The organism is Williamwhitmania taraxaci (genome assembly GCF_900096565.1).
GTDB lineage: Bacteria > Bacteroidota > Bacteroidia > Bacteroidales > Williamwhitmaniaceae > Williamwhitmania > Williamwhitmania taraxaci.
The window spans coordinates 1-11453 of sequence record NZ_FMYP01000092.1 but is presented as its reverse complement, the minus strand read 5'-3'; the positions used below and the strand labels follow the sequence as shown (position 1 = coordinate 11453).

The window sequence follows — 11453 nt, the reverse complement described above, 5'->3', positions numbered from 1 at the left end:
AATAGAATTCCTCTACCGAGATGCCAAGCAGTTCACCGGGCTTACCACCTGTCAGGCTAGGAGCAAGAATAAGCTCGATTTCCACTTTAACGCGGCTCTAACAGCGGTAAATATCGCCAAGCAAGACTGGCTCTCAAACAAGGATAACCTCCAAAAAACGTTCTCAATGGCTAATTACAAAACTCTATATAACAACGCGTTGCTACTGGAACGATTTATGTGTATGTTTGCAATAAACCCAAACACCGCAAAAAATAAAAAAATCGTCAATGATTTGTTGGATTACGGTAAAATTGCGGCATAAATCTTACCGAACTATTGTTATTTGAACGGTGTATCTTCCAAACGGAACTTTATCTAATAGGAAAACTCCTTGACTATTAGAAATTCCGCCTGTTGCAATAGTCGAATCTTTTTGTCGAATAAGTGCAATTGTTGCATATTCAATCAGTTCACTTGTATTCTTATCAAGAATTTTTCCTTTCAATACTCCAATTGCAGGCATATTGCCACTACCTCTGCCATCCATTCCTCTTGGTTGAGCTAGTGTGGTCTCGATTTGAAAGGCAATTAGTAAAGCAATAATGCTTAGTGTTTTAAGTGTTTTCATTGGTTTTATACAGTATTTTCTGTGAGTATTGTTCAATTGAAATGCAATCAACTTATTCGGTTTTATGCAAACCTTTCGCTTATTTGTTACGACGATTGTAGTGTATCACTTTTTATTCCCGTATGGGACTCTATTTAGACATGTATGTTTACTATTTCTTGCGCTTTATAATCATCTTTTTTTGTGTAATTTTAAGTTGTTTGCTGTGAGCGATTTATGACTGCTCCGTGTTTGATGATTTTGTTTGGATGAGTAATCAATAATGAGGTCCGCTGATGACTGCCATTATCATAATGTATATGTAACAAGGTTGTTATATACAAAAAAACGATACTTGGCCGCACTTCCGGAATGCGCTTTTTTTTGTTAGACTCGCTTTTTCCCTTGATTTATTCTTGTATGATTCAAGTATGTCTTGCCTCAGCGACGAGAATTAGGTGTGCTGGAATTGCGTGGAGATAGCAGTTAGGTGGCCATCACATTTATTGTTGCTATTAGCCTGATAAGTAGGTGTCTGTATGGAATTGTAGTTTGTAGCTTATTCTGCTACTGGGCTAAGTCTCTTATTACCGCTGATGCGCAACAGATGCCAAATACTGCCGGCATATAAGAGATGGTGCCCACATTCGATTTCTTGTTTCCTTCTCCATTTGTTATAATGATCGAGTTTGGTTGGTTTTCCTCATCGGAGAATACAACCTTGAACCCTTCTTTAATTCCCATTCTACTCAGCCGTTTTCGAAGCATATGTGCCAAGGGGCAGTGGTGCGACTTTGAAATATCGGTTACCGATACTCGGGTAGGATCGAGTTTGCCGCCGGCCCCCATCGAACTTACAATAGGAATTCCTCTTGCCATCGCTTTTGCAATAAGGTTTGCCTTGGGGCTAAGGGTATCTATTGCATCCACCACGTAGTCGTAGTTGTTGTTGAGGAGTTCGTCGGTTCTGTCGTCGCAAATAAACTCAATGATTGGGTTGATTTTCAACTTAGGATTAATGTCTAAAAAGCGGGCATGGAGTATATCCGCTTTTGCAAAACCAACGGTTGAGTGTAGCGCCGGCTGTTGTCTGTTTATGTTAGTTTCCTCTATAATATCGGCGTCTACAATCGTAAGTTCACCTATTCCTGCTCGGCAAAGCATTTCGGCAGCATAGGCCCCAACGCCTCCAAGCCCTACAACCAGAACATGTGCGTTTTTTAATCTTTCAAGTCTTTCCTCACCCAGCAGTAAGTCGGTTCTCGACAGCCAAAGTGGTTTATTTGCAGCCATTCTATTCTCTTTCTGTAAATAGGCGCGCAAAATTAGTAGAAATTTCAGAAATCAACTCCTCTTCGGATATTTGCTTTAACATAGCCGCCGCTTTGTATACCTCCTCTATTGTAACATCAGTAGCTTCATCTGTTTCGAGAAAAAGTTTGTTTGTTGGCGTTTTCAAGAAACTTGCAATGGTTGCATCGTCCTTTGTCGTGATAGCCCGCCCAAACGAAAGATATCCCCCGGCCGAAAGTATCTGTTTTGCTATAACCGGTTTTCCTCTAAATCCATGAAAAATTAATGGATGGGAATTTCCCGATTGGTTATATTCCCTGAGAATTTCGTCGGTAGCTCTTACGTTATGGATGATGCAAGGAAGGCTGTGTTTATCCGCAAGTTTTAACTGTTCCCTAAATGCAGTTATTTGCGACGAAAGATACACATGGCAAAGTTTATCGAGCCCGATTTCGCCAATGGCAATAATCTTTTTGTTCGAAATAACCTGCTCCTCGATTGACACTAGAAGTTCTGGTGTCAATTGGTCGGAATGCATTGGATGCAGACCCATGGATAGGTAACCCGAGTATTCAGACGGAATTTCTTCGTTGTGCATTCTGTTTAGAATGGTGATTGCTCCCTGGGCTATAAGTCCATGGGTATGTATGTTGATTAGTTTTTCCATTTGTGGGTTTGTCGGAGGCTTTTGCCTAGATTGTTGGATTGTAAAGGATAAATATTTGTGTTTTTATGGAAGAAGTACTAGTGAGGCGTAACCTATTCGCGCACAACTACTGCTTCTCTAAAATTTGGTGATAATAGACTAAAAGATAGCGTATTTTACAGTTTTAGTGGTCGATGGCTAGCGTATATCTAGCTGGGGCGTAGGATTCTCCGCTGAGGTTTAATTGAGCAAAATAACCAATACTCCTTGGGGGAGTGTAATATAAAAGAGAGAGGCTGACATAACGTTAGCCTCTCTCTTTTATTATAGATCTATCTTCTGAATGTTTTTAGCTACTTCCTGGCCCCGCTCGTTTTTTTCAACGGTAAATTCGACAGCGTCTCCCTCGCTAAGGTCGTTAAAGTCGTCAATAATTAGATCAGTGTAATGGAAGAATAGATTGTTTGGCGGGTAGGCAATAAAGCCAAATCCTTCCTTTAGACTGAGAATCTTGCTTCGCTTGTCGGGTCCATCGCTATCCTGAAAATCTTCCTTCCGTATAATGCCTGAATCCGCCACAACAAAAAGATCGTTGATGAGTGTTTCTTTTAAGTTCCCCTCATTGTCGATTATTTCATTCATAGAAATGGGATACGAGGCTTCGCTCAGTAAATCTTGGGACGACTTGGTTACCATTTTTTGGCCACTATCGTCCACAAACTCAAAGTTCCAACTCAAAACAATAACTCTAGTTCCAAGCGTATTGAGCTTTCTAACAAGTGGGATGTAGTCGCCATCGGAGGCTATAAGCACCACCACGTCAAACATTTTATGGATAGCCAACTCGAGTGCTTCCATTGCTAGCCATATCTCAACACCACGATCTTCCTTTCGTCCAAATTTGGTTCTTACAGGCAGGTAGTGAGTGGTAACTCCTTCGGACATAAGTATGTCGTCGAAAACTCTTTCGTAATAAAGTTGGCTCCCTCGTTGGCTTGCTTCTTGTGCGTTTAGCCTGCTGCGGAAATAGTGAGCGTCTACCACGAGGCATAGTCTTTCATCAACTTCATCAACTTTTGCTACCCAGCGGCGAACGAAATTGTGCAGCCCCGAAATGCTCAATCTCCTTTTTTTAGGATGCACGTAATTGTAATAGTTGCTAACATGTAAGAAGTAATTCCCATCGTAAAATACTCCAATCTTTCTTGTTTTTTGATTTCCTGGTAACATAATTTTATCGATTATAGTTTTTCTTTTATATAAGTGGGGTAACCCTAGTTCTGCAATATTGTTTGCTATCGTCGTCTCTATTTCTTGCTGTATAGTTCTTAAGTGTCGATTGGTGGCTGTTTTTCTCTGCCTTACAAAGGTAATTCTTCTTTATCACTAATTGTTGTTAACGGCTCGAGAGTTTTGTTTTTTTAGTTATGCGCAATATTTGAGAACAACAAAACGTGGTTTTTCCTGAAAGTAAGGGAGGGCAATCGCCCTCCCAATTATTTTACTTTAAGTCGTAGAAACACCTTTTAGGTGAATAGATCTTTCCTTCGGCAACCAACTTCTTTATTGACTTTTCAATTTCCTTTTTGTCGGTGCTGGCAATTTCGGCGATTTCTGAGGACTTAAGTGGCTTTCCCTCTTTTTGAAGGGTAGCAATAATAACATCGTCGTGATTCATAGCGTTTAGCGTTTTTTAACAGTTAGGGTAACGGGTTTAAAGTTAAACTATTCTATCTTGTTTGTTATCGTTGCGTTGCTTTGTTTCTTGAAAATAGTTAGAAACATTTTATTGAAGTTAAAAAAATAATCTACTTTTGATTAATACAACCTAAAATCAGTTAAACTAATATTAAGACTTACATGAAACTATCGAAAGGGATGATTTCCCTGTCTGCTGCTATGCTGCTTAGCATTGGAGTTATTGCACAGGGAATCGATTTTAACACTCCGGTTCCTACTGATAAGAACTATCGCGTTGGAATATTGGAGAACGGAATGCATTACTACATTCGTAAAAATGTAACAGAAAAAGAGCGGGCCGATTTCTATATCGCTCAAAATGTTGGAGCTATCCTAGAAGAGGATCCACAGAATGGACTTGCTCACTTCTTGGAGCATATGGCTTTCAATGGGACCCAAAATTTCCCCGACAAGAAGATTATTGAGTATTTTGAGTCAATAGGGGTTAAGTTTGGACGGAACATCAATGCTTTCACTTCATTGGACGAAACTGTTTACAACCTTGGTGACGTTCCTACCAACAGAGCTTCCATTGTAGATTCCGCTCTGCTCGTTTTGCATGATTGGTCTGGATTCATAACTCTAAAGGGTGAAGAGATCGATGCCGAGAGAGGTGTTATTCGTGAGGAGTGGAGAACCGGACGCGGTGCCGATCGTCGAATGTATAAGGAGTTACTTCCCACTATTTATAAGGGATCTCAATATGGTAAGCGCGATGTCATTGGCGATATAGACGTTATTAATAATTTCGACCACCAAGTTATTAAGGATTTTTATCATAAATGGTATCGTCCCGATTTGCAGGCAATTGTAATTGTCGGCGATATTGATGTTGATAAAATTGAGGCCAAGATAAAAACCTTGTTTGCCGATATTCCAAAGCGGGTAAATCCTGCTCCTAGACCATTCTATGAGGTGTCCGACAACGTGGCTCCTATAGTAGGGTTTGCTGTTGATGCGGAAGCGCGCAATACAAGAGTGAATATTAGTTACATGCGCCCTGCAACTCCAATTGCTGAGAAAAATGTGGGTTACTATCGCAATGGACTTATTAAGAATCTTGTTTCTACTATGATGGGTGCAAGATTGAACGAACTTACACAAAAGCCAAACCCTCCTTTTGTATATGCAGGCAGTAATATTGGCAGTTTGGTCCGTACAAAGGATCAATATATGTCCATTGCTATTGCAAAGAACGGGCAATCCCTAGATGGACTTGGTGCATTGGTTCGTGAAAACGAAAGAATGAAAAAATTTGGATTTACCGCCTCTGAGTTGGGTCGCGCAAAGTCCGATTTTCTAAGTCGTCTTGAGAGCCAGTTCAAAGAGAAGGATAAGGAAAAGAATCAGAAATATGTATGGGAATGTGTAAACCAGTTCTTGGAAGGTGAGCCTATGCCTGGAATTGAATTCGATTACATGTTTGCATCAGGTATGCTACCCACAATCACAATCGATGAGTTGAACGCCTTTGCCAAAACATTGGTTACCGACAACAATATGGTTATCAGTATCACTGGTCCTAAAAAGGATGATGTGAAAATGCCAACAGAGCAAGAGGTTCTTGCTTCTATCGCGGCGGTTAAGGCTGAGCCGATTGAAGCTTATGTTGACCAAGTGTCCAACAAGCCTTTGGTTGAGAAAGTTCCAACTCCGGGTGCTGTTGTGAAAACAGTTGAAGATAAGATTTTCGGAACTACCGAATTTACTCTTTCAAACGGAGTTAAGGTCGTTGTTAAGAAAACTGATTTCAAGGCTGATGAAATTGTTATGGAAGCCTTTAGTAAGGGCGGTTTGTCTCTTGTTCCTACTGCTGATCTTCCCTCGGCTACGTTAGCGTGCGATCTTGTAAATGCTGCTGGTGTTGGTGAGTTTGGAAGCGTTGAGCTTGAAAAAATGCTTGCTGGTAAAGTTGTTCAAGTGAGTCCTACTATTGGAAATACTTCCGAAGGATTTAGTGGTTCTGCTGCTCCTAAGGACTTTGAGACCATGCTTCAGCTGGTTTATCTTTATGCTACTCAGCCTAAGATTGATGAAGCGTCCTACGCTTCCTTCATGGATCGTATGAAAGCATATTTTGCTAATGTTAGTGCTGATCCTCGCTCTGCTTTTCGCGATAGTATTTCGGCTACAACTTATGGTCATAATCCTCGCGTAATGCCTATGAATGTTGATTTCCTTAACAAGGTTGATTACGCAAAGGCTATGAAGATTTATAAGGATCGCTTTGCCGATGCATCTGACTTTGTTTTTGTTTTCACTGGAAACATCAATATGGACGAGAGCAAAAAACTTATTGAAACCTATCTTGGAGGTTTACCTTCTATTCAAAGGAAAGAGGTTGCTAAGGATAATGGTGTGTATCCTGTTAAGGGAAAAGTAACCAACTACTTTACTAAGACGTTGAATACCCCTAAGACTTCTGCTTATATTACCTATACCGGAAAAGCAGATTATACTCTCGAGAATATTCTTGCAATGGATGCTATTGAAAGCATTCTTTCTAACCGTTACTTGGAAACCATTCGTGAAAAAGAGGGTGGATCTTATGGCGTTGGCGTTAGAGGTAGTGTTTCCGATTTCCCTAAACCATCGTTTAGTATCCTTATGTCGTTCGATACCGATCCTGCTAAGAAGGATAAACTTATCGGAATTATTCACGAAGAGGTTAAAAGTCTTATGACTAATGGCCCAACTGAAGTGACTCTGGCTAAGGCTAAGGAACACTTTATTAAGTCATTCGAGACAAGTGTTCGTGAGAATGAGTACTGGACTAATGTTATTCGTACGAAATATGAGAATAATTTGGACGAGTACACCAACTATCTTAAAGTGGTCAACGGTTTGTCTGTTGCTAAGGTAAAAGAGGTTGCAAACAAAATGTTCGGACAAAAAAACTTCGTAGAGGTGGTGATGTCTCCAGCAGAGTAGTTTTATTCTAATTGTTATATAAGAGGGCAGGCCGCAAGGTACTGCCCTCTTTTTTTGAGGTAGTAAAGACAAACTGTCTTGTTTGTTGTTCGTTGTGTGTCAAAATGACTTGATTGTGCTAGGGATTCCTTATTGGCTTACTCTTTGTTCTTAAGTAAAAAACTTCCACTATGAACCTAAATAATTATACAATTAAGGCGCAAGAGGCTATTCAGCATGCGTTCGAAATTGCTGAAGGATTATCTCACCAGTCTATTGAAACAAGTCATTTGCTGAAAGGTGTTTTGGCTGACAATGAGGGCGTTTCCGGTTTTTTGTTGAAAAAACTTGGCGTAAATCTCACCCTGCTCGATACCGTTTTGAGTAGAGTGGTAGATTCTTTCCCAACGGTTTCGGGAGGTGAATCATATCTTTCTTCTGGTGCTAATCGTGCATTGCAAAAGGCACTTGAAAGTTCCAAGTCGATGGGCGACCAATTTGTTTCGGTTGAACATCTTCTGATAGGTCTACTGCAAGCTGCCGATCAAGTTTCGCAGATGCTTCGCGATGCCGGCGTTGTTGAGAAGGATCTGATAAAGGCCATTGCGGAACTGCGGAAAGGATCAAAGGTTACGAACCAGAATGCCGAGCAAACATTTGATTCGCTTAATCGATTTGCCATAAACCTAAATGAGCGGGCTAGACAAGGGAAACTGGATCCAGTAATTGGTCGCGATGAGGAGATCCGCAGAGTTCTTCAGATTCTTTCCCGCAGAACAAAGAATAATCCAATCTTGGTGGGGGAACCTGGTGTTGGAAAAACAGCCATTGCCGAGGGGCTGGCTCATCGAATAGTGAGCGGAGATGTTCCTGAGAACTTGAAAAACAAGCAGGTGTATTCACTCGATATGGGGGCCTTGATTGCTGGAGCGAAGTATAAGGGTGAGTTCGAAGAGCGACTTAAATCAGTTGTAAAGGAGGTTGTCGACTCAGCCGGAGAAGTTGTCCTGTTTATTGATGAAATTCATACGCTTGTGGGGGCTGGACGTAGTGATGGAGCGATGGATGCTGCCAATATTTTAAAGCCTGCATTGGCTCGAGGCGACCTACGGGCCATTGGAGCGACTACCCTCGACGAGTATCAAAAATATTTCGAAAAAGACAAGGCTCTCGAGCGCCGTTTTCAAATGGTTATGGTGGATGAGCCGGATAATTTAAGTGCTATTTCAATTTTACGCGGGTTGAAGGAACGCTACGAAAACTACCATAAGATTCGTATCATGGATGAGGCTATTATTGCGGCAGTAGATCTTTCGCAGCGGTATATAACTGAACGCTTCCTTCCCGATAAGGCCATCGACCTAATAGATGAGGCTTCATCTAAGTTGAGGATGGAGATGAACTCTGTGCCGGAATCAATAGATGAATTGGAGCGGAAGATTAAGCAGCTGGAGATTGAACGCGAAGCCATAAAGCGGGAGGGAGATAAATCCAAGCAAAAAGAGTTGGATGAGGAGTTGGCAAACCTAAACGAGAATCGCAATCGACTTAGAGCTAAGTGGCAGGCTGAAAAGGCAGTTGTGGATCGAATCCAGAAGAATAAACAAGCCATTGAAAGCTACAAACAGGAAGCCGAGGAGGCCGATCGTAGAGGCGATTATGGAAGAGTTGCGGAACTTCGGTATGGCAAGATCAAGGAGGCGCAGGCCGATATTGAAACTCAAAAAACAGAGTTAAGAATAATGCAGGCAGATGAATCCTTAATAAAGGAGGAGGTCGATGCTGGCGATATTGCCGATGTAGTGAGCCGGTGGACGGGTATCCCCGTGAGCCGTATGCTGCAAAGTGAACGGGAGAAGTTGCTTACTCTGGAAGCGGAGTTGCATCAGAGGGTTGTGGGGCAAGACGAGGCCATTGCAGCTGTTGCTGATGCCGTGCGCAGGAGCAGGGCTGGACTTCAAGACCCCAAGCGTCCCATTGGTTCGTTTATATTTTTGGGTACAACTGGTGTTGGGAAAACGGAACTCGCCAGAGCGTTGGCTGCCTATCTTTTCGACGACGAAAATCTAATGACCCGTATTGATATGAGCGAATATCAGGAACGGCATTCCGTCTCCCGGCTCATTGGGGCACCTCCCGGATATATAGGTTATGAAGAGGGTGGTCAACTTACCGAAGCCGTTCGGCGCAAGCCATATTCGGTCGTGCTTCTTGATGAGATAGAAAAGGCTCATCCCGATGTTTTCAATATTCTACTTCAGGTGCTGGACGAAGGTCGACTTACCGACAACAAAGGGCGCACCGTAAACTTTAAGAATACCATTGTTATAATGACCTCTAATGTTGGTTCTTCCATAATTCAGCAGGGTCTTGAAAGTATCAAGCCAAACGATGAGGATGGCGTTGAAAAAATTAAGCAAGAGGTCTTTGGATTGCTGAGGCAAACTGTTCGCCCAGAGTTTCTTAATAGGATTGATGAAATTATAATGTTCCGGCCACTAACGCTAGCACAGATTGAGCAAGTTGTGGTTATGCAATTTCATTCCATACAAAAGATGCTGGAAGTTAATAAGGTTCGATTGACCCTCGACAGTAAAGCTGCTCATTGGATAGCTATTCAGGGCTTCGATCCATCGCTTGGGGCAAGACCCATTAAAAGGGTGCTTCAACGGTTGGTTGTAAATGAACTTTCTAAACAGATATTGGCGGGGAAATTAGCTGGGGGCACGGAGATTAAAGTCTCCTTGGCAAAGGGAGGTGATTCACTCGTGTTTGAATCGGTTTAGTAAATATAAACGCCCCAATTTAGGGGCGTTTCTTATTTTTCAGAAGGAATGGATACCTCTTTGTATGTGTATTTTGCGTAAAGCAGGTAAAAGACTATGAGAATGTTTACAGCATAGTTGACGTAAAGTGGGAAATGGGAGTTGGATTGAGCAATATCTCCTATTATAATGTAAATGAGGGTGAATATCTCCCCCCAAAACCACAACCATAGAAAGAGGGAACTTAAGTCATCAACTTTTCTTGTTTTCCACGTCTTTATTAGCTGCGGCAAACCGCAAATACTGAACAGAATGCTGCCTAACCAGCCCACAACTTCAATTGACATACTCGAATATTTTGCTCAAAGGTTGGGCTAAAAACCGAGAACAACAATGATTTCTGTCAACTATAGATTTTTTATGCAGGTATCCCGATCGGGGTATATGCTGAATACCGTCTGGAGTTGAAGCAATCGAACCAGCGACATAACTTCCGGCATTATGCAGCACAGCATTAATTTACTATCGATTGTTTTGCTTGTGCGCAGGAAGGAGAGCAGAACGCCAAACCCGGAACTGTCGATATAGTTAATTCCTGAAAAGTCAAGAATAACTTTACTGCCTGTCGTTATCTTTGCTGTAATGGGGTCCTTGATCTCTCCAATATTGTTGACGTTTAGTCGGCTAATCCCCGGAAAGGAGATAATACAGATATCCTTTTCTTGTTCTACTTTTATCATAATCGTGCATTTATAAGTTCGATTTTATATCTTTTAACTCTTTAATTGCTTTATCACAATTCGTCTTAAAGAGATCAATGTAGGCGGCGTATTCTTCGGGGCGTTCACCACTTTTTGCCAACAGTTCAAAGTCCTTCATTTTTTGAATCAGCGCAGTTATACCCATGGTTGCCACCGTTGATTTTGCTTTGTGAGCAATCGCACCTAGTTTAGCATATTCACCGCTACTATTAGCCTCTTCCATCTCCATTGTGAATTTTGGAACTTGGAGAAAGAAGATATCTAACATATCGTGCAGGAGGTCTGAACTTCCATCGGTAATCTCCTCCAAAACTGATAAGTCAATATGTTCGGGCTTTGTCTTTAAGTTCTCAAACATGGCGGCTTTTTATGCAAGTTTAACGTTTTTTTTTACTCTTTTCAATGTTTTTTTCACTATTCCATTTATTTCCTTAAATCCGCAGGTCGATTGCTAGGTTTTAAATCTTAGCGTATTTAGGTTTGCTTGGTGGATATTTTGCCATTTTTTTGGTTCGACATAGCCCTTCTTTGCGTCACTTCTTCCGTTTTTCGCTCCCCCTATGGTTTGCAACTTCCTTTTTTGGAAGCCTGCAACAATAAAAACCGTAACGAACCGTAAGTGTCAGGTATTCAATTACTAGCTATTGAGGCGCGGGCATACCTTTCCCATTGGGCACAGCAGCGTGGCCGCTTCACTCCAGCAGCAGGTGGTATTTCTTGGCCGAAAAGAGCTTTAGGATGCGCTGTCG

General features: G+C 41.7%; 10 protein-coding genes and 1 pseudogene. 3 read left to right on the top strand and 8 right to left on the bottom strand.

The window, feature by feature from the left end:
* Window positions 1–304 (top strand): annotated as a pseudogene (locus BLS65_RS18445) (transposase); the annotation flags it as partial.
* Between the two features lie 3 nt (window positions 305–307).
* Here the strand turns inward: BLS65_RS18445 and BLS65_RS16015 are convergent.
* The 5 genes from BLS65_RS16015 to BLS65_RS15995 form a co-directional block, all read right to left on the bottom strand.
* Complete coding sequence (locus tag BLS65_RS16015) at window positions 308–610, bottom strand: peptidase associated/transthyretin-like domain-containing protein (protein ID WP_092440826.1); 303 nt, start codon at window positions 608–610, stop codon at window positions 308–310.
* 546 nt (window positions 611–1156) lie between these two features.
* The gene (locus BLS65_RS16010) at window positions 1157–1882 is read right to left on the bottom strand and encodes a tRNA threonylcarbamoyladenosine dehydratase (protein ID WP_092440824.1); all 726 of its coding nucleotides are present in this window, start codon (window positions 1880–1882) and stop codon (window positions 1157–1159) included.
* A gap of 1 nt (window position 1883) precedes the next feature.
* Window positions 1884–2549, bottom strand: coding sequence for a TatD family hydrolase (locus BLS65_RS16005; protein WP_092440822.1), 666 nt, complete (start codon window positions 2547–2549; stop codon window positions 1884–1886).
* A 303-nt stretch (window positions 2550–2852) separates the two neighbouring features.
* A complete protein-coding gene (locus tag BLS65_RS16000) occupies window positions 2853–3758 on the bottom strand; it encodes an NYN domain-containing protein (protein WP_092440820.1) in 906 nt (301 codons plus the stop codon).
* Between the two features lie 271 nt (window positions 3759–4029).
* Window positions 4030–4206, bottom strand: a complete 177-nt coding sequence (locus BLS65_RS15995) for a MarR family transcriptional regulator (RefSeq protein WP_092440818.1) — start codon at window positions 4204–4206, stop codon at window positions 4030–4032.
* A 182-nt stretch (window positions 4207–4388) separates the two neighbouring features.
* On the opposite strand from BLS65_RS15995, the gene BLS65_RS15990 reads away from it, so the two are divergent.
* A complete protein-coding gene (locus BLS65_RS15990; RefSeq protein ID WP_092440816.1) occupies window positions 4389–7199 on the top strand; it encodes a M16 family metallopeptidase in 2811 nt (936 codons plus the stop codon).
* Window positions 7200–7369: 170 nt separating this feature from the next.
* Window positions 7370–9964 carry an ATP-dependent chaperone ClpB gene (gene clpB / locus BLS65_RS15985; RefSeq protein ID WP_092440814.1) on the top strand — a complete coding sequence of 865 codons (2595 nt, stop codon included), beginning with the start codon at window positions 7370–7372 and terminating at the stop codon, window positions 9962–9964.
* A 32-nt stretch (window positions 9965–9996) separates the two neighbouring features.
* Here clpB and BLS65_RS15980 read toward each other — a convergent pair whose 3' ends face one another.
* From BLS65_RS15980 to BLS65_RS15970, 3 genes are read right to left on the bottom strand one after another with little or no spacing between them, the layout of a single operon-like run.
* On the bottom strand, window positions 9997–10290 hold the full coding sequence (locus BLS65_RS15980) for a PQ-loop repeat-containing protein (RefSeq protein ID WP_092440812.1): 294 nt from the start codon (window positions 10288–10290) through the stop codon (window positions 9997–9999).
* A 60-nt stretch (window positions 10291–10350) separates the two neighbouring features.
* Complete coding sequence (locus tag BLS65_RS15975; RefSeq protein WP_092440810.1) at window positions 10351–10683, bottom strand: STAS domain-containing protein; 333 nt, start codon at window positions 10681–10683, stop codon at window positions 10351–10353.
* Between the two features lie 10 nt (window positions 10684–10693).
* Window positions 10694–11062, bottom strand: coding sequence for an Hpt domain-containing protein (locus BLS65_RS15970; protein ID WP_092440808.1), 369 nt, complete (start codon window positions 11060–11062; stop codon window positions 10694–10696).
* Window positions 11063–11453 lie beyond the last annotated feature (391 nt).